The organism is Amycolatopsis sp. QT-25, assembly GCF_029369745.1.
Classification (GTDB): domain Bacteria; phylum Actinomycetota; class Actinomycetes; order Mycobacteriales; family Pseudonocardiaceae; genus Amycolatopsis.
The window spans coordinates 761174-785113 of record NZ_CP120210.1 but is presented as its reverse complement, the minus strand read 5'-3'; the positions used below and the strand labels follow the sequence as shown (position 1 = coordinate 785113).

General features: G+C 69.4%; 23 protein-coding genes and 1 pseudogene. 8 read left to right on the top strand and 16 right to left on the bottom strand.

Translation table 11 applies throughout. The features are described from left to right. Nucleotide 1 precedes the first annotated feature (1 nt). Nucleotides 2–727 (top strand): aldo/keto reductase, encoded by a 726-nt coding sequence (locus P3102_RS03920; RefSeq protein WP_276366585.1) that lies wholly within the window; start codon nucleotides 2–4, stop codon nucleotides 725–727. Further along, complete coding sequence (locus tag P3102_RS03915) at nucleotides 655–825, top strand: aldo/keto reductase (protein ID WP_346660157.1); 171 nt, start codon at nucleotides 655–657, stop codon at nucleotides 823–825. Before P3102_RS03920 ends, P3102_RS03915 begins: the two co-directional genes overlap by 73 nt. Here P3102_RS03915 and P3102_RS03910 read toward each other — a convergent pair whose 3' ends face one another. Then, nucleotides 826–1440: a LysE/ArgO family amino acid transporter gene (locus P3102_RS03910; protein ID WP_276366581.1), complete on the bottom strand. Its 615-nt coding sequence runs from the start codon at nucleotides 1438–1440 to the stop codon at nucleotides 826–828. A gap of 66 nt (nucleotides 1441–1506) precedes the next feature. On the opposite strand from P3102_RS03910, the gene P3102_RS03905 reads away from it, so the two are divergent. After that, complete coding sequence (locus tag P3102_RS03905; protein WP_276366580.1) at nucleotides 1507–2385, top strand: LysR family transcriptional regulator ArgP; 879 nt, start codon at nucleotides 1507–1509, stop codon at nucleotides 2383–2385. 38 nt (nucleotides 2386–2423) lie between these two features. Further along, nucleotides 2424–3011 carry an HhH-GPD-type base excision DNA repair protein gene (locus P3102_RS03900; protein ID WP_276366577.1) on the top strand — a complete coding sequence of 196 codons (588 nt, stop codon included), beginning with the start codon at nucleotides 2424–2426 and terminating at the stop codon, nucleotides 3009–3011. Here P3102_RS03900 and P3102_RS03895 read toward each other — a convergent pair whose 3' ends face one another. The 3 genes from P3102_RS03895 to P3102_RS03885 form a co-directional block, all read right to left on the bottom strand. Further along, nucleotides 3012–3590: a GNAT family N-acetyltransferase gene (locus P3102_RS03895; protein WP_276366575.1), complete on the bottom strand. Its 579-nt coding sequence runs from the start codon at nucleotides 3588–3590 to the stop codon at nucleotides 3012–3014. It lies immediately after the preceding gene. 367 nt (nucleotides 3591–3957) lie between these two features. Continuing rightward, nucleotides 3958–4602 carry a spermidine synthase gene (locus P3102_RS03890; protein ID WP_276366573.1) on the bottom strand — a complete coding sequence of 215 codons (645 nt, stop codon included), beginning with the start codon at nucleotides 4600–4602 and terminating at the stop codon, nucleotides 3958–3960. A gap of 22 nt (nucleotides 4603–4624) precedes the next feature. Then, nucleotides 4625–5143 carry a TrmH family RNA methyltransferase gene (locus P3102_RS03885; protein ID WP_276366571.1) on the bottom strand — a complete coding sequence of 173 codons (519 nt, stop codon included), beginning with the start codon at nucleotides 5141–5143 and terminating at the stop codon, nucleotides 4625–4627. 421 nt (nucleotides 5144–5564) lie between these two features. On the opposite strand from P3102_RS03885, the pseudogene P3102_RS03880 reads away from it, so the two are divergent. Then, nucleotides 5565–5826 (top strand): annotated as a pseudogene (locus tag P3102_RS03880) (helix-turn-helix domain-containing protein); the annotation flags it as partial. Between the two features lie 131 nt (nucleotides 5827–5957). Further along, a complete protein-coding gene (locus P3102_RS03875) occupies nucleotides 5958–7130 on the top strand; it encodes an MFS transporter (RefSeq protein WP_276366569.1) in 1173 nt (390 codons plus the stop codon). A gap of 6 nt (nucleotides 7131–7136) precedes the next feature. Here P3102_RS03875 and P3102_RS03870 read toward each other — a convergent pair whose 3' ends face one another. Continuing rightward, nucleotides 7137–7436 carry a DUF3017 domain-containing protein gene (locus P3102_RS03870; protein WP_276366568.1) on the bottom strand — a complete coding sequence of 100 codons (300 nt, stop codon included), beginning with the start codon at nucleotides 7434–7436 and terminating at the stop codon, nucleotides 7137–7139. Nucleotides 7437–7590: 154 nt separating this feature from the next. Here P3102_RS03870 and P3102_RS03865 point away from each other — a divergent pair, with 154 nt between their 5' ends. After that, nucleotides 7591–10245, top strand: a complete 2655-nt coding sequence (locus tag P3102_RS03865; protein ID WP_276366566.1) for a glycohydrolase toxin TNT-related protein — start codon at nucleotides 7591–7593, stop codon at nucleotides 10243–10245. A 70-nt stretch (nucleotides 10246–10315) separates the two neighbouring features. Here P3102_RS03865 and P3102_RS03860 read toward each other — a convergent pair whose 3' ends face one another. The 7 genes from P3102_RS03860 to P3102_RS03830 form a co-directional block, all read right to left on the bottom strand. After that, complete coding sequence (locus P3102_RS03860) at nucleotides 10316–10939, bottom strand: pentapeptide repeat-containing protein (protein ID WP_276371611.1); 624 nt, start codon at nucleotides 10937–10939, stop codon at nucleotides 10316–10318. A 157-nt stretch (nucleotides 10940–11096) separates the two neighbouring features. Beyond that, nucleotides 11097–11579 carry a VOC family protein gene (locus P3102_RS03855; protein ID WP_276366564.1) on the bottom strand — a complete coding sequence of 161 codons (483 nt, stop codon included), beginning with the start codon at nucleotides 11577–11579 and terminating at the stop codon, nucleotides 11097–11099. 67 nt (nucleotides 11580–11646) lie between these two features. After that, nucleotides 11647–12156: a hemerythrin domain-containing protein gene (locus P3102_RS03850; RefSeq protein ID WP_276366563.1), complete on the bottom strand. Its 510-nt coding sequence runs from the start codon at nucleotides 12154–12156 to the stop codon at nucleotides 11647–11649. 106 nt (nucleotides 12157–12262) lie between these two features. Continuing rightward, nucleotides 12263–15616, bottom strand: coding sequence for an error-prone DNA polymerase (locus P3102_RS03845; protein WP_276366561.1), 3354 nt, complete (start codon nucleotides 15614–15616; stop codon nucleotides 12263–12265). A gap of 3 nt (nucleotides 15617–15619) precedes the next feature. Next, complete coding sequence (locus tag P3102_RS03840) at nucleotides 15620–15772, bottom strand: hypothetical protein (RefSeq protein WP_276366560.1); 153 nt, start codon at nucleotides 15770–15772, stop codon at nucleotides 15620–15622. Between the two features lie 2 nt (nucleotides 15773–15774). Beyond that, nucleotides 15775–17385 carry a DNA polymerase Y family protein gene (locus tag P3102_RS03835; RefSeq protein ID WP_276366558.1) on the bottom strand — a complete coding sequence of 537 codons (1611 nt, stop codon included), beginning with the start codon at nucleotides 17383–17385 and terminating at the stop codon, nucleotides 15775–15777. Beyond that, complete coding sequence (locus P3102_RS03830) at nucleotides 17382–18086, bottom strand: hypothetical protein (RefSeq protein WP_276366557.1); 705 nt, start codon at nucleotides 18084–18086, stop codon at nucleotides 17382–17384. Before P3102_RS03830 ends, P3102_RS03835 begins: the two co-directional genes overlap by 4 nt. 392 nt (nucleotides 18087–18478) lie before the next feature. On the opposite strand from P3102_RS03830, the gene P3102_RS03825 reads away from it, so the two are divergent. Next, the gene (locus P3102_RS03825) at nucleotides 18479–19183 is read left to right on the top strand and encodes an SRPBCC domain-containing protein (protein WP_276366555.1); all 705 of its coding nucleotides are present in this window, start codon (nucleotides 18479–18481) and stop codon (nucleotides 19181–19183) included. Here the strand turns inward: P3102_RS03825 and P3102_RS03820 are convergent. The 4 genes from P3102_RS03820 to P3102_RS03805 all read right to left on the bottom strand — a co-directional run bounded on the left by P3102_RS03820 (nucleotide 19180) and on the right by P3102_RS03805 (nucleotide 23852). Next, complete coding sequence (locus P3102_RS03820; protein ID WP_276366554.1) at nucleotides 19180–19941, bottom strand: hypothetical protein; 762 nt, start codon at nucleotides 19939–19941, stop codon at nucleotides 19180–19182. The genes P3102_RS03825 and P3102_RS03820 overlap by 4 nt on opposite strands. A 230-nt stretch (nucleotides 19942–20171) precedes the next feature. Next, entirely contained in the window at nucleotides 20172–21734 is a 1563-nt protein-coding gene (purH, locus tag P3102_RS03815; protein WP_276366552.1) for a bifunctional phosphoribosylaminoimidazolecarboxamide formyltransferase/IMP cyclohydrolase, read from the bottom strand. Further along, nucleotides 21731–22348, bottom strand: coding sequence for a phosphoribosylglycinamide formyltransferase (purN, locus tag P3102_RS03810; protein ID WP_276366550.1), 618 nt, complete (start codon nucleotides 22346–22348; stop codon nucleotides 21731–21733). The genes purH and purN overlap by 4 nt, the downstream gene beginning before the upstream one ends. A 76-nt stretch (nucleotides 22349–22424) precedes the next feature. After that, a complete protein-coding gene (locus P3102_RS03805; RefSeq protein WP_276366549.1) occupies nucleotides 22425–23852 on the bottom strand; it encodes a DUF6350 family protein in 1428 nt (475 codons plus the stop codon). Nucleotides 23853–23940 lie beyond the last annotated feature (88 nt).

Sequence of the window (23940 nt, the reverse complement as noted above, 5' to 3'; positions counted from 1 at the left end):
CATGCATTACCGCCGCATCGGAAACGTCGAGGTCGGCGCGATCGGACTGGGCGCGATGCCGCTGTCGATCGAGGGCCGGCCGGACCGCGACCGCGCGCTCGCCACGATCCACGCCGCGCTCGACGCCGGTGTCACGCTGATCGACACGGCCGACTCCTACCACTGGCACGCGGGCGAAGTCGGTCACAACGAGGTGCTGATCGCCGAAGCGCTGGCAAACCACAGCGGGTCGGACGCGGTACTCGTCGCGACCAAAGGCGGCCGCGGCCGTCCCGGTGACGGCTCGTGGACCGTCACCGGGACACCCGCGCACCTCAAGAACGCCTGCGAGGGTTCGCTGAAACGGCTCGGCGTCGACGCGATCGGGCTCTACCAGCTGCACAAACCCGACGAGAACGTGCCGTGGGCGGAATCCGTCGGCGCGATCAAGGAGCTGGCCGACGAGGGCAAGATCCGGCTCGCCGGACTGTCCAATGTGTCCAGTGCGCACATCATGGAAGCGCGGGAGATCCTCGGCGGGACACTCGTTTCGGTGCAGAACGAGCATGCGCCCGCACAGCTGTCGCACGAACCGGAACTGGCTCTGTGCACCGAGCTCGGGCTCGCCTATCTGCCGTGGGGCCGCTTCGCGGGATCGGCGGGGAGTTCCTCACCGTGGCCGAAGAGCTCGGGATCAGCCCGCACCGGGTGTGCCTGGCCTGGCTGCTCGCGAAGTCGCCGTCGATGATCGCGATCCCCGGCTCGACGAGGCCGGCGACGATCCGCGATTCGGCGGCCGCGGCCGATCTCGTGCTCACCGCCGGACAACTGGCCCGGCTGCCGTGATCAGGCACTGGCCATCAGTGCCACGCCGAGGGTGATCATCGTCGCGGCGACCAGACCGTCCAGCACCCGCCACGACGACGGCTTGCGGAAGAACCCGCTGAGCAGCCGCGCGCCGAAACCGAGCGCGAGGAACCAGAGCACACTGGCCGACACCGCTCCCACACCGAACGCCCATCGGTCATCGCCGTGTCCGGCCGCGATCGCGCCGAGCAGGAGCAGGGTGTCGAGGTAGACGTGCGGATTCAGCCAGGTGATCGCCAGCGTGGTCAGCACGATGCGGCGCAGGGATCCGCCGGTCTCCGGGCCACCGGTTTCCAGTGCCGCCGGCTTGAACGCCCGACGGGCCGCGAGAGCGCCGTAGCAGAGCAGGAAAGCGCCGCCGACCAGGGCGCCGATGGTCAGCGCTTCGGGTGAGGTCCCCACCAGGGCGCCGACCCCGCCGACGCCGAGACTCACCAGGACGGCGTCCGAGAAGATGCAGATCAGCACCACGACGAGCACGGCTTCGCGCCGGATGCCCTGCCGCAGCACGAAAGCGTTCTGCGCGCCGATCGCGACGATGAGGGCCATGGTCGCGCCGAACCCGGCGACCGCGCTGAACAGAACATCTCCCATATCGGCCACGGTAGAAACCGAGGCATCGACAGTACAGCTAAAGATTCTTACGTAACGTTAGCGCTCATGATGAGCGAGCTGCCTCTCGACCTGGTCCGCACGCTGCTGGCCGTCGCCGACGAAGGCACGTTCGACGCGGCAGCCTCGGCGTTGCACGTGACGCCGTCGGCGATCAGCCAGCGCGTCAAGGCACTCGAACAGCGCGCCGGCCGGGTGCTGCTGATGCGTACGAAACCGGTGCGTCTCACCGCGTCCGGGCAGGCGGTCGTGCGGTTCGGCCGCCAGCTGGCGTTGCTGGAGGCCGACACCCGGGCCGAACTCGGCCTGACCGCTGGCGACGAACCGGTCCGGCTGCCGATCGCGGTGAACGCCGATTCGCTGGCGACGTGGTTCCTGCCGGCACTGACCCGGGTGCCCGCCGCTCAGAAGATCTGTTTCGAACTGCACCGTGAGGATCAGGACCACACCACCACCCTGCTGCGTGAAGGCCTGGTGATGGCCGCGGTGACGTCGTCACCCGATCCGGTCGCCGGATGTTCCGTGCACCGGCTCGGGCACATGCGTTACCTGGCCGTCGCGAGCCCGGCCCTCGGTACGGACCTCGACCTCGCCGAAGCACCCGTCGTCGTCTTCGACCGTCGAGACGACCTTCAGGACCGCTTCGCCCGAGAGCGCGGCACGATCGCCAGTCCGCTGCGGCACTACGTTCCCTCGTCCGAAGGATTCTTCGACGCCGTCGCGACCGGGATGGGCTGGGGCATGGTGCCGCTCGCACAGCTCGGCGACCGCCTGCGGGACGGCACATTCGCCTGTCTCGCCCCGGACCATCCGATCGACGTGCCGCTGTTCTGGCAACAGTGGAAACTCGACTCGCCCGCACTGGCCGCGGTGTCGGCCGCCGTCCTCACCGCGGCCGCGGACCTGCTGGTCGATCCGCGCGGATGAGGGCGCGCACGGTGACCCGGTCGTGAGATCCTGGGCGCATGACGCGCGCATTGCACCTGGTCGGGGACGAGGAAGCGGACCGGCTGCTGACCGAAGACCCGTTCGCCCTGCTCGTCGGGATGCTCCTCGACCAGCAGTTCCCGATGGAACACGCGTTCCGGGGCCCGCAGAAGATCGCGGACCGGATGGACGGTTTCGACCTCCAGAAGATCCACGCGATGGACACCGAAACCTTCGTCGAGCTCTGCGTGGTCCCGCCCGCGATCCACCGCTACGGCGGCTCGATGGCCCGGCGGGTGAAAGAGCTCGCCCAGCACGTCGTCGAGGTCTACGACGGGGACGCGGCGGGAATCTGGACGGCAGGCCGCCCCAAGCCGGACGGCCCCGAAGTCCTCCGGCGGCTCAAGGCGTTGCCCGGCTTCGGCGACCAGAAGGCCGCGATCTTCCTCGCGCTGCTCGGCAAGCAGCTCGGCGTCCAGCCCAAGGGCTGGCGCGCGGCCACCGGCTCGTACGGCGACCGCGGCTCGCGGCGGTCGATCGCCGACGTCGTGGACGCGAAGACCCTCGGCGAGGTGCGGGCGTTCAAGAAGGCGGCGAAGGCCGCCGCCAAGGTTCCCGCGAAGTAGCTACCTCTTCGCGGCTCCAGGCCACGGTCCCGGTGTCTCGGTGGGCAGTTCCGTCTGCTCGACCTCGGTGCGGAACAGCCGGAAGCCGCGTGCCCGGTAATTCTTGAATGCGGCCGGGCCGTCCGTGGTGCAGGTGTGCACCGTGACTCGGCGCGTCGTCGCCTTGTCCGGCCAGCGCTCCGCGAGCGCCCACGCCTCTCGCAGCGCGACGGTCAGCAAGTGCCCGCCGAGCCCCTTCCCGAAGAAGGACGGCATCAGGCCGAAGTACGCGAGTTCCACCGTGCCATCAAGACCACCGTCGACAGCGCCGTCGAGTTCGAAGTAGCCGCACGGCGTCCCTTGCGCGTACGCCACCCACGTCTCGACGCCCGGCCGATCCAGCCACTCGATCCACTGCGTCCACGTCCAGCCGAGCCGGTCGATCCAGAACCAGTCGCCGCCGACGGCGGTGTAGAGGTAGCGGTTCAGTTCCGGGCTGACCAACTCGGCGCGGGTGACCGTCACCGGGACGGCAGGCGGCTTGGCCGCGCTCAGGTCGTACGGTGAGGTCTGCTCGAGGTGCCAGGTGGTGATCTCCATGCGGCGATCATTTCAGCCAAACCCGCAACGGCCTCAGAGCCGTTTAGACGTTGCGGAGGGCGGCGTCGAAATCACCGCCGTGTTCGTAGCCGGTGATCGGCAAGCCCGGAAAACTCGCCGCGACGGCCGAGGCCGCGCCGCGCCCAGGCCCCGTCCAGATCACTCTGAGTGCACGAAGCGGACAGTCCAGCGATCGACGCGGGCTCAACCCGGTTCGAGCGGCATCTGAACCGTACGGGTGACCCACGTGGCTTCGAAGAGCACCTCGAAGCCCGTGTGCGGCGAGCCGACCTCCAGACGCGAGCGCTGAAAGTGCCCATCTGGCACACCGGGTCACACCAGCGCGCGTTGGCCCGCGCCGCGTCCGCTACACCCGCGCGAACCACAGCACGTCCGGTTCTCCTTGCGGAACCGGGATCTTCAGCTCCCGCACCTCACCGAACCGCGCCCGCAACCGCTTCGCGAAGGACGGCACCGACTCGGCACTCCACACGCCGAGCACGCCGCCGGGCCGCAGCCGCGCGGCGAGCATGTCCAGGCCGTTGTCCGAGTACAGTTTCGCGTTGCCGTCGGTGACCGTCCACTCAGGACCGTTGTCGATGTCCAGACAGAGCGCGTCGAACCGCTCTTCCGTATGGCGCAACCATTTCACCAGATCGGCCTCGACGAGGGTGACCCGGTCGTCGGACAGCGCGTCATCATGAACCTCTTTGAGCGGACCCTCGCGGTTCCACTTGACGACGGCCGGCTCGCGCTCGACGATCACGATCTCGCCGACACCGGGGTGGTCGAGCGCGGCGCGCAGCGAATAGCCGACACCGAGGCCACCGATCAGCATCCGCGCCTTGCCCGGCACCAGATCGGCCGCCACCGAGACGAGCAACCGTTCGGATTCACCGTTTCGGGTGTCCATCAGAAAGACGCCGTTGGCGATGACCTCGAAATCTTTTCCGGCCCGGCGAAGCACCAATTCGCCGCTTTTCCCGGCCACCTTGTCGAGTACGTCGGTCATCCGGCCAGCCTATCGACGAAGGTCACAGCAGGCCCGCCAATTTGTACAAGACGAGACTGCCCGCGACGGCGACGTTGAGACTCGCGCCGGTACCCACCATGGGAATCTCGACAACTGTGTCGAGAAGATCGAGCGCATCCGGCGGAATGCCGTGCTGCTCATGGCCGAGCACGGCGATCGTCCGGCTTCGTGCGGCCGGGAGATCGGCGAGGCGCACCGACTCTTCGGCGAGTTCGACACCGACGATCGCCGTGCCCGCCGCCCGCTCCCGCGCCAGCCAGCCCGGCGGGTCGTGCACCCAGTGCACACAAGCCGGGCGCCGCAACGTGTTCCCGCGGCGTAACGCCTCCGGTACCCACGGAAACCTCGGCACGGCGAGACAGGCGCCGACCGCGTCGCAGGTCCTGAGCAGGGTGCCGAGGTTCGCGCCGTGCAGTGGCCACAGCGGTGCCGCGACGAGATGTCCCCAGCAGGGATGGGATTTCCTTCTTCTGGCCGCACGCAGTTCCGAAGGCGTCCGGACGCGGATCGACGGGCTCACCGGACGTGAGGCGTCGCGCCTCCAAGCATTTCGAGGATCATGACGACACTGTAGCGGGATCGCCCCGACGTTTCCTTACCTTGCAGTGTCGAAGGTGATTTCTCATGCAGGCGAACGGGCGGCTCGGCCGGGCAGCGCGGCGGTCCGGTTCGCGGACGGACACGAGGGCTGGGCTTTCCCGGCTCCGACTGCGAAGTCCAGTCTCGCGCCGAATAGGCGTCGCCCGACCGGCACGGGCGGTTCCTCCGGGCCGCCACGATCACGGCCGCGCCGATCGCGGTCAGGATCGCCGTGATCTCGGGCAGCAAGAGGGGGCCGCCGCCACTGTGCACGGCTCCCCCGACCAGGCTCGGAGAGCCCGGCGTTCTGGCGGGACGGCTCGATCAGCCGGTGCCGGATCGGCGGGTCGACCGCCCAGCCGGCCGCGTCCGGCACCGAGATCTCGTGCAGTGGTTTCCCCGTCGCCGTGACCAAGTCCACACTCACCCATCACCTGCGCACCCTGCGCGAAGCGGGCATCATCACGGGCCGCCGTCAGGGCACCGCCCGCTATAACTCCTTGCGCCGCAACGATCTCGACGAATTCGTCCCTCGGACTGCTCCAGGGAGTGCTCGCCGCGCGCCGTGGAGGGTGGGCAGCCTCACCCGAAAACCGGGATGACAAAGGCCCCTCGATCGGTTGAACTGGACACAGGACAGCGAGGACGCACGCGCTGTCTTCTTTTATGTCCGAGACCTAAATCGATTCAGCTCCCCCTCCGCGACGCGGGGCGAGTAATCGTTTACCTCCTGTACGACCCACGGAAGGAGAGCCGTGCCCGTCGCGCTGCTCGCGCTCGCCATCGGTGCCTTCGGCATCGGGACCACCGAATTCGTCATGATGGGTGTGCTGCCCGAAGCCGCCGCCGATTTCGGCGTGTCGATCCCGTCCGCCGGCTACCTCATCTCCGGCTACGCCCTCGGCGTCGTCGTCGGTGCCCCACTGCTCACCGCCGCCGCGGTCCGGCTGCCGCGCAAGACGATGCTGCTGGCGATGATGGGGCTGTTCACCCTCGGCAACGCCCTCTTCGCGCTCTCGCCGAACCAAGGTTTCGGCGTCGCCTTCCGGTTTCTCGCCGGCCTGCCGCACGGCGCGTTCTTCGGCGCCGGCGCCGTCGTCGCGTCCAGCCTGGCCAAGCCGGGCGAACGCGCGAAGGCCGTCTCGATGATGTTCATGGGCCTGACCCTGGCCAACGTCGTCGGCGTGCCGCTGGGGACGCTGCTCGGCCAGAAGGTCGGCTGGCGCGCGACCTTCGGTGTGGTGGCCGTGATCGGCCTGCTCGCCATGTCCGCGATCGCGAAACTGATCCCCCACCAGGGCAAACCGGTCGAGCCGTCGCTGCGTGGCGAGCTCGGCGCCTTCCGCCGCCCGCAGGTGTGGCTCGCGCTCGCGATCGTCACCTTCGGTCTCGGCGGCGTGTTCGCCTGCCTGTCCTACATCGCGCCGATGCTGACCGACGTCACCGGTTACTCGCCGTCGAACGTCACCCTGTTGCTCTCACTGGCCGGGGTCGGCATGACGATCGGCAACTACCTCGGCGGCAGGCTCGCCGACAAGGCGCTGATGCCGGGCCTCTACGTCGCGCTGATCGGGCTCGCTTCGGTGCTGGCGATCTTCACCGTCACCGCGAACGGCAAGGTCGGCGCGGCGGTGACGATCTTCTTCGTCGGCCTCTCCGGATTCATGATCGGCCCGATGATGCAGGCCCGGGTCATGGAGAAGGCGGGCGGGACGCCGTCGCTGGTCTCCGCGGCCGTGCAGTCGGCGTTCAACATCGCGAACTCCATCGGCGCCTATCTGGGCGGCCTGGTGATCGCGGGCGGCCTCGGCCTGGTCGCGCCCAACTGGGTCGGCGCGTCGCTGGCCGTCCTGGGGCTGTCGCTGGCCGTGGTCTCCGGCGGGCTGGACCGCCGCGAAGCACGGCTCAGCCCCGCCATGTCCTCCTGAGCCGAGTCAGGACAGCGGTCCACCGATGATCGTGAACGCGATGAACAAGATCAAGACGGAGAGCGCGGCGTAGGTCAGGACGTCGACCGGCTTGCCCCGGATCGCCAGCAGCCCGGCCTTCGCCTCGGGCAGGGCCGCCCGGAGCAGGCCGGCGAGCATCAGCGCGCCGCCGATCAGCGCGGCCCCCTGCCGCCAGTGGTACTGGCCGATCCGCAAGGCGGCCACGGCCACCACCAGCATCACCACCAGGAACGGCAGGTGATGGAGCAGTGCCCCACGGTCACGCCGCTGTCCGGCCACCGCCATCAGTCCTCGTCCTTCAGGGTCTCGCGGGCAGATCCGTTCACGCCGTCAGTATCCCGGGTGAGTGAGCAGACACCAGGTCAGGGCGTCTTCCCGAAGAGTCAATAGCGGCAAAACCCACATGCGGGGTGCACGCGAGCCCGGATACGGTCAAAATGTGACCGTGGCACAACCGACGACTCAGCTGAACGCGACCGAGCAGGACACCCTGGTCAAACAGATCGGCCTCGCCCTGCTGCGGGCCGCACCGCGTGATTGGCGGAAGGTGACCGCCGAGTACCGAGCCGTCGGCAGGTACCACGAGATGACCGGCGAGATCATCACCGAGGACGGCACCGCGCACGAGTGGGTCGCGACCCATGACATCGCGACGCTGTTCGGCAGGCTCCGCGCCGGGATGTATCGCGACGGCCGTGGCACCTGGTTCAACGCCCGTTACCAGCTCGATCACCCGTCCAGCTACAACCTCGAGTACAACCGCGACGAGCCCCAGTGGCGCCTCGCGCCGCCTCCGCAGGCACTCTCCGACGAACTGCGCATGTTCCCCCGCTCCGAGGAGAACGTGCCCGAATGGCTGATCCGGCGCATGTCCGGCCTCGGCCCCGAGCAGCCCGGACCGCATTTCCGCATCGCCCGCATCTTCGACACCATCGGCCCGGCCGGTCGTCCGGTGATCGACCGGCCCGACCTGGAGATCGAGGAGCAGGACAGGCTGCTCGACTACCTCGACCGCGCGCCGCTGGTGGTCACCGAACGCGGCTACGACATCGACCGGCTCGCGCAGACCCCCGAGGCCACCGTCCCGGTCGCCTTCCACAGCGACGGGCAGTGGATCTGGCCCGCCGCCGTGAACTTCTACCTGCGCGAGTACGGCGTCTCGCCGGAACTCGACCTGATCGACCACGTCCGGCAGAACGAGTTCACGCTGCCCGAGGTCGACGCCCCGACGCTGCAAGCCGCGGCGGGGTATCTCACGCGGGGGAATCAGCCCCCGCAGCAGCGCCCCAGCGGCCCCAACGGTCCCAGTGGCCCGGGTGGCCCCAACGGCGTGCCCGCGGGCCCGCCTCCGCAGGGTCCGCCGCAGAACGGCCCGGTGCCGCCTCAGCAGGCCAACCAGGGTGCTCCCGGACAGCCCGGCCCCGGCCCGAACCAGGCCGCTCAGCCGCCGGTCCCGCCGCCGCATCAGCAGGGCCCGGATCAGGCAGCCGCCGCCGCGTCCGCCGCGGCACCGGTCGCGGCGGCGGCGGCCGTTCCCTCCGCCGAGTCCACCATTCCCGAGCAGGCCGAACAGGCCCAGCGATACGAAGAGGACTACGACACCCAGGACTACCCAGCGCAGGACTTCCACGAGGTCGCCGCCGAGCAGCAGTACGAAGACCCGTACGCGCACGACGAAGCGCAGTTCCACGAGTCCGAACAGGACGCGTACGCCGACGAGGCCCGGCAGGACGAGGCGTCGCCGCAGCGCGCCGAACCCGCGCCGGAACCGCGGATCGCCGACCCGGAGGCCACCACGTACGCGCGGCCGGCACAGGTCGACGCCTACGAGCCGCCTCTCGCGGAGGAGCGGGAAGCGTACGCCCGGCAGGAAGAAGACCAGCCGTACGCACCGCCCGAGGAGGAGACGACCGCCGGGTACACGCCGGTCGAGCAGGCCGACGCCGGTCCTGAGCTGCCCCTCCTCACGCACGACGCGGAGCCGGACTCGCCCCCGCCGTCGGACAACGAGGTCACGCAGGTCGACGCCCCGCCGCCGGTGCCCGTGTCCCGCCCCGAACCCGAGCCGCGCCGCGCGGCCCCGGAACGTCCGCGTCGCGCCGGGCACCCCGTGCCGGTGCTGAACGAACTGCAGGCGAAGTTCGACGACCTCGACGTGCCCGAAGACGTCTACCGCATCGGCTCCCCCACCGAGCACGGCTGGAGTGTCGAGCAGGTCGACGGCGGCTGGCGGGTCGGCTGGTACGACGGGAAGCTGGCCAATCCGGCGGTGTTCGGCGACGCCGAAGACGCGGCCGCGTTCATGCTCGGCAAGGTTTTGCTGAACCCGAACGGCGCTCCGCCTCCCGAGGAACAACAGCCCGCTGTCGAAGAGCGGCCCGTCGAAGAGCAGGCTCCGGCGCCGCCTGTGCTGGCGACGCTCTCCCCCGAGATCGCCACCGGTTCGCATCCGGTACCGCCGCGGGAGTCGATCCCGGCACAGGAGCAGACGGCGTTCACGACGGCCGCGGAACTGCTCGGCGACGATGCGGACGACGAGCCCGCCCCAGCACCGGTCCCGCCCGCGCCCCCGGTGCGGCCGAATCCGGTGCTGGCGAGCCCGCCGCCCCCGCTCCCGCCGCCCCCGCTCCCGCCGCGGCGCGAACCGCCGCTGACGCCGCCTCCGCCGCCGATGCGGCGCGAGGAGCAGGCCCGTCCGCCGGTCGCGGCGAACGCCGCCGGAGCGCCCGACGCCAAGCAGAACTGGCCGATCTCGCCGCTCAACGGCGAGCCGCCGCTGACGCTGTTCCGCGGCAAGGAGCTGCGCGAGCTGCCCGCGGGCAGCGAACTGGACCGCTTCGGCGGCCCGACCGGCAACCTGACCTACGCGGCCGGAACGCCGTTCGAGGAGCGCTCGCTCGTGCCGGAGTGGGTGAACCGGCCGTACCACGTGTACCGCGTGCAGCGTCCGCTCGAAGCGCTCGCCGGTGTCGCGATCCCGTGGTTCAACCAGCCCGGTGGCGGTTCGGCGTACTTGCTGCCGGCGTCCATCGAGGAGCTGCTCGCCGAGGGCGACCTCATCGAGCTGGACCCGGGCGAACCGCCGATCGACTGACCCGTTCTGCAAGGAAAGGACCTTTCCTCGCAAAATTTGCCAGGAAAGGACCTTTCCTTGCACCCGGGGGTCAGTGGATGACGAGGCCGTGCGCGGCGGCGTAGGCGATCGCGGTCTCGGTGTCCACGTGGACACCGGCGAGGTTCGCCTGCACCAGGCCGTTGGCGTCGAGCCGCGCGCCGCGCAGGTCCGCGCCCTCGAGTTTCGCACCGGCCAGCCGCGCCCCGGTCAGATCCGCACCACGGAGGTCGGCGCCGGTCAGGTCCGCTTCGAGCAGGTTCGCCTCACGCAGGCGCAGGCCACCGAAGTCCACTTTGGACAAGCGCGCTTTGCCGAGCGAGACCAGCGAGAGATCGCATTCGGTGAACGCGATCTTCTGGAACCGGCAGTCCACAAAGGACGATCCGAGCATCGAGCAGGAGCTCCACCGCGTGCCCGCCAGCACACTGCGGTCGAAGGTGCACGAGCGGAACGCGGACGCCTCGTGACGCGAGCCCTCGAAGTCGGCCTTGGTGAAATCGCACTGGTCGAAGGTGCAGCCCTGGGTGCGCAGGCCACGCAGGTCCGCCTCGGTGAAATCACCGCCGACGAAACTGCGTTTCTCCCACCACTGCTGGGAAAGATCGGCTTCTCGGAAATTCGAAGCACTGTTTCCCGCTGAGAATTCGTCCGGCTGAGCCTCCGTGGTTTCGATCACCCGTCCAGGATCGCATACCCGTTCAAACCCAGGTGATCCTGTCGAACCTCGCGCGGGGCGCCTTGTTTCGCCGTCTTCGTACTCCCCAGGGTTTCCCCGAAGTGGGTGGCGATCCGCCGGCTCATCTCCGTGCGCGAACACCACCCTGCCGAGTTCAGCGGCTCGGGACGATCTCCGCGCCGGAGACGTATCGCATGGCCTCGATGAACTTCGGGTCGTTCATCCGGCGTTCCATCTCCGGGTAGTCGAGGTCGACCAGCCGGGTCTGGATCCACCACAGGTTGCCGAACGGGTCGCGGACCCGGCCGACGCGGTCGCCGAAGAAGAGCTCGGTCTGCCTCGTCACCTCTTCGGCACCCGCCTCGACGGCCCGGCGCTGCGTCTCCACGCTGTCCTCGACGTAGAGCCGCAAGTACGCCGGAGTGTCGACCCAGTCGTCCCGCGCGTCGAACAGCATGACGACCGAATCACCGATCCGGACCTCGGCGTGCCCGATCTTCCCGCCCTCGACGTACACCGGGTCACCCAGTGGCTCGGCGTCGAAGACGCGGTCGAGAAAGTCGATCACACCCGCGGTGTCGCGGGAGATGATCCACGGGGTGACCGAGTGGTAGCCGTCGGGGATCGGGTTGCTCATCGAGTTCTCCTCAGTCGTCGTGGTGCGCTGAGAAGAACGCTAGAGCCCGTATAGGACAGATCGTGTCCTAATGGGTTTCGAGCAGGAAAGGCGGCTTCTTCTCGTGCCATTCCGGCATGTCCAGCGAGTTGAGCGCCTCGACGATCCGCTTCTCCTCGTAGCGGAAATGCGTTTCCATGATCGCCGTGAGCCCGTCCAGCTCCCGTTGGACGTGCAGGATCTCGGCCTGACTCGACGCCGGGCCGACTCCGGCGACCAGCTCTTCGAGCCGTTCGAGGATGCCTGTCACGACGTCGTGATCGTGTGCGAGCTCTTCGAGTGCCGGGCGCAGCTCAGGAAATTTCTTCGCCAGGACAAGGAAAGCGCCGCCGTCCTCGCCAGTGTGGTGCCTGGTCAGCGCCGAGCAGAAGGTGAGGCAATGTGCCCGCAGGTCACGCAGCCGCTCGGCGCGCCCTGCCGCGACCGATTCGAGGTCGTCGTGCAGCGTGGCCAGTTCCTTGCGCAGCCAATTGTGAACCTGAACGAGTTGATTTCCGAACGCCGTCAACCGGCCGTTCGTCCGAGAGGGGGTTTCCATGATTTCCCATGGTCCGGCGCCTCCATGCCCGCGACGGTCTCTTTGCCGGGTGCACTGCGACGCTGGAGCAATCTGAGCACGCCCCTCCGATGATCGTCAAGAGGGTTCACTGGAAGTCACGGGACTTGGCGGTGATCCGCAGCGGCAGGTGCCGGATCTGTTCGGCGAGGACGTTCACCACCTCGCCGGTGCGTTCGACCACGCCGCGGATCAGCAGCGCGGGGCTGCCGCGGGCGACCCGGTGGTAGCGCTGCCACACCCCCACCGGGCAAACGATGTTGATCATCCCCGTCTCGTCTTCGAGGTTCATGAAGGTGACACCGCCCGCCGTCGCCGGCCGCTGGCGATGGGTCACCGCACCCCCGGTCAGCACCCGGGTGCCGTGCGGGACCTCGCGCAGACCCGCCGCCGTGACGACGCCGAGTCCGTCGAGGTGCTCCCGGATGAACTGGGTCGGGAAGCTGTCCGGCGACACCCCGGTGGCCCAGACGTCCGCGGCCGCGACGTCGATTTCGTCCATGCCGGGCAACATCGGCGCCTTGACCCCGGTGGTGAGGCCGGGCAGCTTCTCCGGGCTTTCGTCGGCGACCGCGCCCGCCGCCCAGAGCGCGCTCCACCTGGTCTCGCCGAAGCAGCCGAACGCGCCTGCCGCGGCCAGCGCTTCGACCTGCGGTTCGGTCAGCCGTACGCGCCGGGCGACCTCGGCCAAATCCGCGAACGGGCCTTCGCTTTCCCGTTCCTCGACGATCTTCTTCGCCAGCTTCTCGCCGATCATCCGCACGGTGGACAGGCCACCCCGCACGGCGAGCAGCCTTCCCCCTTCCGGCAGGGGTTCTAGCGTCGCGTGCGGGAGGCTCGCGTTGATGTCCGGGCCGAGCACCCGCACCCCGTGCCGCCGCGCGTCGGCGACCAGCGACTGCGGCGAGTAGAACCCCATCGGCTGCGCGCGCAGCAAACCTGCCAGGAACGCGTCCGGGTGGTAGTACTTGAAGTAGGCGCTCGCGAACACCAGCAGGGCGAAACTCAGCGCGTGACTCTCCGGGAAACCGAAGTTCGCGAACGCCTTGAGCTTGCCGAAGATCTTCTCGGCGAGCTCTCCCTCGATGTCGTTCTTCGCGGCGCCTTCGAGGAAACGCCGTTTGAGCCGTTCCATCTTGTACTCGGAACGTTTCGACCCCATCGCGTGCCGCAGCTGATCCGCCTCCGCCGGGGTGAAATCGGCGACGTCGAGGGCGATCTGCATCATCTGTTCCTGGAACAACGGAACGCCGAGGGTTTTTTCCAGCGCGTTGACCAGCTTCGGATGGTCGAAATCCCATTTCTCCTGGCCGTTCTTGCGCCGGATGTAGGGATGCACCGAACCACCCTGGATCGGGCCGGGCCGGATGAGCGCGACCTCGACGGCCAGATCGTAGAACTTCTTGGGGCGCAAGCGAGGCAGGGTGGCCAGCTGCGCACGGCTCTCCACCTGGAAGACGCCGATCGCGTCGGCGCGGCAAAGCATTTCGTAGACGTTCTGATCCTTGAGATCCAATTCGGAGATGTCGACCTCTTCCCCTTTGTGGTCACGAACCAGGTCGATCATATAATGCAGGGCCGACAAGATTCCGAGGCCGAGCAGGTCGAATTTGACCAGCCCCGCCGCGGCGCAGTCTTCCTTCTCCCACTGCACGACGCTGCGCTTCTCCATCCGGGCCCACTCGATCGGGACGACCTCGCTCACCGGCTGCTCGCAGATCACCATCCCGCCGGAATGGATACCCAGATGCCGCGGGAAGTCTTCGAGCGCGCAGGCGAGTTCCACGACCTCCTCGGGGATGTCGTGCTCGTGGTCCTTTTCCGTGGCGCGCAGCGCACCCCAGCGATCGATCTGCTTGCTCCAGGCGTCTTGCCGGCCGGGCGAGTACCCCAGCGCCCGCGCCGCGTCACGGACCGCGGACCGGGCCCGGTAGGTGATCACGTTCGCCACCTGCGCGGTGTTCAGCCGCCCGTATTTCTCGTAGACGTACTGGATCGCCTCCTCGCGCCGATCGGATTCGATGTCGAGGTCGATGTCCGGGTAGCCGTCGCGATCCGGGGCGAGGAACCGTTCGAAGAGCAGGCCGTAGCGCACGGCGTCGACCTTGGTGATGCCGAGCGCGTAGCAGACCGCCGAGTTCGCGGCCGAACCCCGGCCCTGGCAGAGGATGTCGTTGTCCCGGCAGAAGCGCACGATGTCCCAGACGATCAGGAAGTAGCCGGGAAAGCCCAGTTCCCGGATGATCTCCAGCTCGTGGTCGATCAGCTTCCCGGCTTTTTCGCGGTATTCCTCGTCCTTGTTCTTCGCGTGCTCCTCAGCGCCTTTCTTGGTGAGATACCGCAAATAGGACGCTTCGGTGTACCCCTCCGGAACGTCGAACGGCGGCAGCTTCGGCTCGATGTGGTGGAGTTCGAAGGCGCACTCCCGGCCGAGCAGCGCCGCCCGCTGCACCGCGCCCGGGTACCGCGCGAAGATCTCGGCCATCTCCTCCCCCGAACGCAGGAACGCCGTTCCCGCGGCGGGCAGCCAGCCCTCCATGTCCTCCAGGCCCCGCCGGGCGCGGATGGCGCTGAGCGCGTCGGCGAGTGGGGCCCGCTCCGGCCGGGCGTAGTGCGCGGCCGTGGTCGCCACCGTCGGAAGCCCGAACTCCTCGGCCATGTCACTCAACAGGTCGTTGTGCGTGCTGTCCAAGGGAAGGCTGTGGTCGATGAGCTCGACATAGACGTTTTCACGACCGAAGCAGTCGATGAGTTCCTTCAGTCTCTCGACGGCCGCGGCGGGGCCTTCGGTGACGAGCGCCCTACGCACCGCGCCCTTGCGGCAACCGGTGAGCACGACGCACTTCCCGCGGACCTCTTCGGCGACCGCGCGCAGGTCGTAGACCGGCCTGCCCTTTTCCGCCCTTTCCTTCGGGGACGACGACTGCCTGTCGAAGCCGTACAGCTGACCGGCGGTGATCGCCCGGTTCAGGCTCAGGTAGCCGTCCTGTTGTTTGGCCAGCAGGAGCAGGTGCTCGCCCTCGGGGTCGGCGGACCCGTTCTGCGGTCCGGACAGGCCGAAACTGAGCTCCGTGCCGAAGACGGTGTGCACGCCCAGCTCCCGCGCCGCTTCGGCGAACCGCACCACGCCGTACATGCCGTCGTGATCGGTGAGCGCGATCGCGTCCAGGCCCAGCCGCGCGGCCTCCTCCACCAGTTCCTCGGGATGGCTCGCCCCGTCGAGGAAGCTGAAGTTCGAATGGCAGTGCAGTTCGGCATACGGCACCCGGCACGCGGTGGCCCCGTCGTCGTCACCGATCAGCCCGGCCAGGTCCGCGGGCGGCTGATAGCCCTCACGCTTGGCACTCCACGCGGGGCTGTCACCACCGTCACCGGGCGGGACCTCGCCGTCGAGCTCGCGAGCGAGGTCCTTCCACGGCCGAGGAGGGTTGTTCCACCCCATCGGTCACCGGTTCTCGGTCGAGCTTCTCGGTGCGGGGACGAACACCTCCGCGCGCGGGACGCACGCCGCCCAAGCGGTGTCCGACTCGGCACGCTGCACCGGGATGGCCGGTTCCTCCAGCCAGCGACGCACCAGCCGCGTGTACTCCTCGTCCATGTTCAGTCGTACTTCCCTTCCAGTGTCCACATCGGCTTCTTGTGGTGTTCGAAGCGGAGCAGCACCGCTTCCCCGGCATCTGCCCCGTCGGTCAGCAGCACCTGCAACCGCATCCGGGTCCCCGACCGCGCGTGCCCCGCCCCGGCCCGGACACCGACGAACCACGGCCCCGCCCAGGCGAGGACCTCGCGCGGCTCACCGCCCTCGAAGCTCACGAGGAACGGTGCGGCGGTGACCCGGCGCCGCGCGGTGATTTCCACGGCGCGGCCGTTCTCGTCCAGTACCTGAGCGGGAACCGGTGACACGAACACTGTGGCCGGAGAAGGCGACGGAAGCCTCCCGGCCCAGTTCGCGGCCGCCTGTGCCGACTTCTCCCGCCTGTCGCCCCACGGCACCAGCCGGACCCGCTCGGCGGGATCGCGGCCGCCGTCGAGCACCGCGGTGAAGACGCTTTCCGGACCGAGCAGGCCCTGTACTCGTACCAGCGCCCGGCCGGCCCGCTCGCCGGACAGACCTTCGTCCTCGGTGGACGGACGCAGCACGCCCGTCGCGCCCGCCTGCCACAACTCGAGCTGCAGAGACCGTCCTTCGACGGTCTCCTCCGGCTCCAGCCGTAGCCGCACCACCCCGGAATGGGGGCGGTCCTTGGCTTTCAGCCAGCCTTCGAACTGCCAGCGCACCCTGTCCGCGACGCCGAGCGGAGTCAGCGGCTCGGCACAGCGCCACACCCGGCCGAGTTGTTCACCGGTCTCGGTGGTGGCGTAGATACCGAGCCGGGTGCAGGCCAGCCCGTGCGCGGCGAGCCCCGCGTGAAACCGTTCGCTGAGCCCTTTCGCCACGAACGCGGCGGCGTCGACCCGGTCGATCGGCGGGTCGAACGCCTTCGCGAGCGAAAGTTCCGGCGGCGGACGGCGGCGCGACGGCGGACGTTCGGACCGCCCTCGTGCCAGCCGGTGCGCGAGCACCCCCTCTGTCCCGAAGCGTGCGGAGACGTCACTTTCGTCAAGTGCCGCGAAGGCGCCCAACGTGCGAAGGCCGAGCTGCTTGAGCAAGGTGACCAGCTCGGCCCGGCCCGCTTCGGGCTGGTCGAGTTCGCGGATGGGCAGCGGGGCCAGGAATTCCGCCGTCCCGCCGGGCCCGACCAGCATCGAGCGACGTGCGGCGAGCGTCGCGGCGAACAGGCCGTCGGCGACGCCGACCTGGCTTTCCACCCCCGCCGCCACGGACACCTCGTCCACCAGCCGTTCCAAAAGGCCGTGCTCACCGCCGAAATAACCGGCCGCGCCTTCGACCGGAACGGCGACGATCCCGGGCCGCACCACCTCGACACCGACGGCCAGCTCCTCCACCGCCCGTGCGACGGACTCGAAGAGCCGGGCGTCACGACCGTCGTCCTCACCGAAGACCGCCAGCTCCGGGCAGCAGGACTGGGCCTCGCGCCGCCGCATCCCGCGGCGGACGCCGTATCCCCTGGCCACTGCGGTGCACGCGACCACACGATTCACCGAGAAGACCGCGGCCGGGCGGCCGACGGGTTCGCCGGCGACGGCCGCGGCGGCGACCGCCGGCCAATCCGGGCACCACAGCACCAGCATGCGCACAGGCGGGTTCATGCCGTCCCCCACCTGGTCGCGGGGAAGCCGGTTCGCTCGGCCTCGCCCTCACCGGGAAAGCGCAGAAGGGCCGACCTCGGCCGGGCGGCCGCACCCCGGCCACCGGCCCGCACCTCGACCTCACGGGTACGCAGATGGCCCGCGCCACCGCCGTCGAAGCCCGTCCAGCGCGAACGACGACAGCTCAGCTCGACCTCCGCACCGGGCCAGGGACCCAGCGAAAGCAGGACCGAACCACGGTTGCGCGCGCGGGCGGACAGCCGCCTCGCCACGTCGGGCCGGGCCAGCCCCGGACCGACCACCACGAGATCGAAGCCGTCGAGCAGGGCCGCGGTCACCGCCGGGAACTCGGCACCGGGGCGGGGGACCAGCGTTAGCCTGCCCACCTCGACCCCGAGTTCCGCGGCGGCGACCACCCCGAGCGCGGGCAGGCCGACCGCGACCGCCCACGCACCGCCGGCGGTCGCGGCGGCGAGCAGGGTGAGCATCAGTGACGTGGACCCCAGCACCGAAACGGTGCTCCCGCGCCGGAGCCCCGCGGCGGGCAGCAGACCGGACAACGCCGGGGACACCGGGAGCACCCTTCCCGTCGTCCTCGCGTGTTCGGCCACGGAAGCCACGCCACTGGCCGTGCTCACTCCTGGCAAAGCCGCCAGCCTCGCCAACGGCAAGGCCCGTGCCTCGACCACCTCCGCTGTCAACGGACCCGCCTCCCCACGACCTCTGGACCGTCCTCCGTGGACGGCTCCGGACGCGCCGCGGGGAAGGCGACACTTCGAACGCTTGTTCGATGACTCCAGTACACCGGGTGGCGCAGCGGTTGTCAAGCGAACCGGGGGCGATCACCGGACCTGTCACATCCGAGACCGGAAATCTCTTTGCCAGGAAAGGGAAATCGCACTGAACGACGCTGGACCTGGGCCGATGAACGGCGGGAAATCGCCAAGGCGAGGCCATCTCGAGAACTACCGCAACACGAGGGGCCGATGTGACCTGAGTCACGTCGACTTCAGCGGGCTAACCGCGATCTGTTTGTCGAAACGGCCCCCGGCCAGGCGTCGCTCTCAGGAAGGCATACGAGAGAGGAACGACCATGACGAAGGAATCCGAGGTCCGCTTCGAGGGCTTCATGCCCGCCACGCCCGCCGACACCTGGGCCGCGATCACCACGGGCAGCGGCGGTTGGCTCTGGCCGATCCGGTACGAACCCCGGGACGGCGGCGCCGAGTCCGGCCTCACCCCCTACGGCGGAATGGTCACCGTCTGGAAGCCGTCACGGCACTTCGTCACCTACGCCGAAGACGAAAACGGCTGGTTCAACACGCTCGAGTACGTCCTCGAGCCGAAGGACGGCGGCACGTACCTGCGCTACGAACACACCACGGTCCTCGACGACTGGGAGGTCGAATACGACGCGTGTGAGCAGCACACGTCGTTCTACCACCACTCACTGGGCGAGTACCTGACGCACTTCAACCGGCGCCAGGCGAAGTACTTCAAGGCCGGCGCGCCTGAAGCGTCCAAGGCTCCGAAAGCGTTCGAGGCCGTGCGGGCGGCCCTCGGCGCGACGGCCGTCGGCGACCGGGCGTACCTCGAAGTCCCCGGCGTCGAAGGTGTCGTCGACTACCTGACGCACACCTTCATCGGCGTCCGGACCGAAGACGCGCTGTACCGCTTCTACGGCCGGAACGTCTGGGGCTGGCCTGTCGGCATCGGACACCACCTGTTCGCCGAAGACGCCGACGCGGACAAGGCCGAGAGGGCGTGGACAGCCTGGTTGAACGGCCTGTACGGCTAACGGGGCAGGTTCTTCGCGATCTCGGCGCCGACCGACTTCGCCGCTTCGGCCGACTCCGCCGGCGGGATCGGCGAGTTCGTGAAGAACCCCTTGTCCCAGCCCTTGTAGGTGACGATGACGACGTACACACCCTGGGTGTACCGCAGCTCGGCGCCGCTGAAGGCGCTGTCGGTGTCCAGGGAGACGAGGACCGCCTTCTCCCCGATGCCCCGCACCTGCTGCTGACGCTCGGACGGCGCGGCCGACCCGGTGGAAGACTCCGCCGCGCGCTTCTCGGCGTCCGGCCCCTCGTGGCGGTACACCGTGATCTGCAGGGAACGGTCGTGGACGTTGTCGCTCTCCGGCGGCAACCACGAGCAGCCGTACTGCTTGGTGACGATCTCGCCCGCTTTGATCTCGTTCTCGCGGACGCCTTGGAAGCTGGTGGTGACCGTCTCGTTCAGGACCTCCGGAGAGACCTGACACTCGGCGGGCGGCTGCTGCGAGACCGGCGCCTTGCCGACCGACGAGTAGTACTCCGACGCGAAGATGCCGCCGGGGATGCCGAGTCCGAGAAGGACGACGCCGCCCACGATCAGGCCGACGATCAGCCCGGTCTTTTTCTTCTTGGGCGGCGGGCCATAGCCGGGCGGGCCGTAACCGGGAGGCGGGCCGTAGCCGGGCTGGGGCGGGCCGTGACCCGGCTGGTGTCCGTAGCCCTGCCCAGGTGGCGGACCGTGACCCGGCCCCTGGCCGTACCCCTGCGGTGGCTGGTGCATCCGATCCTCCCCTACCGATCTCGCGTACGTGCCCGGATCGCGTTTAGCGGGCTGAACGCGACGCGCGCCCGGATCGCGATTAGCCCGCTGAACGCAAGTCCGGGGCCAGCATGGCACGACGACCACGGCCGAGCACCGGAAACGCCCGCGGGCACCCCCGGATCGCGATTAGGGGGCTGAACGCAAGTCCGGGGCCGGATCGCGTTCAGCCCGCTAAAGGCGAGTCGGCGTCAGTGGGCGAAGTGGCGCGTGCCCGTCAGGTACAGGGTGACCCCGGCGGCCTCGGCGGCGGCGATGACCTCGGCGTCGCGGATCGAGCCGCCCGGCTGGACGACGGCGCGGACGCCGGCTTCGAGCAGGACCTCGAGCCCGTCCGGGAAGGGGAAGTAGGCGTCCGAAGCGGCGACGGAGCCCTTCGCCCGGTCACCCGCCCGCGAGACCGCGAGCCGTGAGGAGTCGACCCGGTTGACCTGGCCCATGCCGATGCCGACGGTCGCGCCGTCGTTCGCCAGCAGGATCGCGTTCGACTTCACCGCGCGCAGTGAACGCCACGCGAACTCGAGGTCGGCCAGCGTCCGCTCGTCGGCGGGCGCCCCGGTGGCCAGCGTCCAGTTCGCCCGATCGTCGCCCTCGGCGGCGATCGTGTCGACCGTCTGCACCAGCATGCCGCCGGAGATCGGCCGGAACTCGATCGAATCCGGCGACGTGATCGCGGGCAGCTTCAGCAGCCGCACGTTCTTCTTGCGCTGCAGGATCTCCAGCGCCTCGGCGTCGAAGTCCGGCGCCAGGACGACTTCGGTGAACACCTCGGAGATCTGCTCGGCGGCCTCACGGCTCACCGGCCGGTTGGTCGCGATCACCCCGCCGTAGGCCGAAACCGGGTCGCACGCGTGCGCCTTCCGGTGCGCTTCGGCGATGTCCTCGCCGACGGCGATCCCGCACGGGTTGGCGTGCTTGATGATCGCGACGGCCGGGGCGTCGAAGTCGTGGGCGGCGCGGCGCGCGGCGTCGGTGTCGACGTAGTTGTTGTACGACATGGCCTTGCCGTGCAGCTGTTCCGCGTGCGCGAGGCCCGGCCGCCAGTGCTTGTACAGCGCGGCCTTCTGGTGCGGGTTCTCGCCGTAGCGCAGGACATCGCCGCGCTCCCACGTAGCGCCGGTGAAGTCCGGGAAGCCGGAGTCGTCCGCGGGCGCGTAGACGTTGGCGAACCAAGAAGCGACGGCGGTGTCATACGCCGCGGTGTGCGCGTAGGCCCGCGCGGCGAGCCGCTTGCGGTCGGCCAGCTCGAAACCACCGGCGGCGACGCGGTCCAGCACCCATTCGTAGCGGGAGGGGTCGACCACGACGGCGACGCTGTTGTGGTTCTTCGCCGCGGCACGCACCATCGCCGGGCCACCGATGTCGATGTTCTCGACACAGTCTTCCGGGCTCGCGCCCGAGGCGACGGTCTGCGTGAACGGGTACAGGTTGACCACGAGCAGGTCGAACGGCGCGATGTCGAGCTGCTTCAGCTGCTCGACGTGCTCCGGACGATCGCGGTCGGCGAGCAGGCCCGCGTGCACGCGCGGGTGCAGCGTCTTGACCCGGCCGTCGAGGGACTCCGGGAACCCGGTGACCTGCTCGACCGGCGTCACCGGCACCCCGGCGTTCGCGATGACCTTCGCCGTCCCGCCGGTCGACACGATCTCGACCCCGGCCGCGTGCAGCCCGGTGGCGAGTTCGAGCAGGCCTGCCTTGTCGGAGACGCCGATCAGCGCGCGCCGGACGGGACGCTGTCCCTGTGCGGTACTCACGAAAACCTCACCTTTCGTCCCTCGACCGCGCACCCGCTCCGGCCGAGCTTTTCGATCGTTTCCACCAGGAGCCTGCGTTCCACGGCCTTGATCCGCTCGTGCAGGACGTCTTCGTCGTCGTCGGGCTCCACGATCACCGGCTCCTGCGCGATGATCGGCCCGGTGTCGACTCCGGCGTCGACGAAATGCACCGTCGACCCGGTGACCTTGACGGCCATCGCCAGCGCGTCGGCCACGGCGTGCGCGCCGGGGAACGACGGCAGCAACGCCGGATGCGTGTTGAGTACGCGGCCGGGGAACCGCGCGAGGAATTCGGCGCCGAGGATCTTCATGAATCCCGCCGAGACGACCAGGTCCGGCTGGTAGGCGGCGACGGCTTCGGTGATCGCCTTGTCCCACGCCGCGCGGTCCGGATGGTCGGCCATCCGGACGGTGAACGAAGGCACGCCCGCGCGTTCGGCCCGGCCGAGGGCCGCGATTCCGGCACGGTCCGCTCCGACGGCGACCACCTTCGCCGGGAAGTTCGGTTTCTCGGCCGCGTCGAGCACGGCCTGCAGCAGCGTGCCGGATCCGGACGCGAGGACGACGAGCTTCACCGGAGTGGGCAGGTCCAACCGACTAGCCAGAACGGGCTCCTTGCCACGGCGGTACGCACTCGGGCGTACGGCGCTTCACCTGGTCGCGACCACCCTAACGGTCGTCGCCGGGGGCGCTTTCGTCGCCGGACCCGTCGGTGGACTCGGTCACAGCGATCTCCTGCTCGGGCTCTGGTTCCGGCTCGGGTCGGGCCGGGGTTTCGTCGACGTCCTCCGCCGGTTCTTCGGTCTCGTCGCCCGCTTCGGCTTCCTCTTCCGGTTCGTCGTCTTCGGACTCGACGGCTTCTTCTTCGACTTCGGCGAGGTCCTCGGGGTCACCCGGCGGTTCGGGAGCCTCGTGCGGTCCGGCGAAGAACGCGACGAACCCGCCAGGGACGACGATCCAGCAGAACGCGATCACCGACGCGATCCCGACCGGCACGCTGACCGGGTCGAACGGCCCGTCGCCGAGCCTTCCGCCGGACAGCGTCCCGAGGACGACACAACCGAACGCGACGATCGCGCCCGCGACGGCGATCGCCCGCATCCGCAGCATCGGGTCCTCGTCGATCGCGCGGATCCGCCAGCCGACCAGCGCGCCGACCAGCGCGGGCAGGAGCAGCAACGCCGGCCACCAGACCGCCTGGTGCGACGGGATCCCCGCCAGCAGTGGCACCCCGGGCAGCTCGCCTTCCTGGTAGCCGAACATGCCGACGGTCAGCGAGCCGATCGAGAAGCCCGGCCCCGTGGTGAACGACAGCGCGGCGACGACCGCGTTCGGCAGGTAGGCCACGGAGAGCACGAACATGCCGAAGCTCACGCCGAAACCCGGCTCGAACAGACTGTCCACAGTGGACCAAGAAAGCGCGGTGGCCGCGGTGAACACCATCGCACCACAGGCGATCAACGCGGCGAGGCCGAGCGCACCCGCCCGCAGCCCGTGAACGGCGACCGGGTCGAACCGGTCCCCCACCGCAGCCGGAAGCCCGCAGATCCTGGCGACTCCCGCGACGGCGGCGAGACCGGCGAGGAGCCCCGGCACGCAGAAGGCGGTCAGCGGGTTCACCATGATCGGCGATCCCCCCGCCATCAGCGCGATGAAGACGCCGGACAGCGCGTGCGCCCCGGCTGTCACCGTCACGATCGGGACGGCGTCCGCCGGGGTCCGGCCGCCGAGGCGACGGGCGGCGCGCGCGGCCGTCCTCGCCGTGAGCCAGCCGACGACGAGCGTCGGCAGCAGCGGCAGCACGCCGAGCGGATGACCGCCGAGTTCCAGTTCCACCTGCCACGAAGCGAGCCAGCCCGGGCCGGCGGCAAGCAGCGCTCCGATGGCGGAGAACCGCGACCGGTCGGCGGTGAACGACACCACGGCGAGGACGGCCGCGACGGCGGTATAGGAGGAAACCAGAGGCACGAAGATCACGGCGAGCAACACACGAACCCGCTTCGCCCTGGACACCTCCGGCTCGGGGACGAGGTCGCTCACCGGCTCTTCGCCCGACGGGCGTCCGTCGCGGGTGAGCAGCTTCATGATCCGCACCATGACATCCGGACTGAGCCGTCCGGGTGAGGCACGCCGCCGCCGGACAGCGCACGTGGCCCAACCCACCCGGTCGGGTAACGCGGAAAAC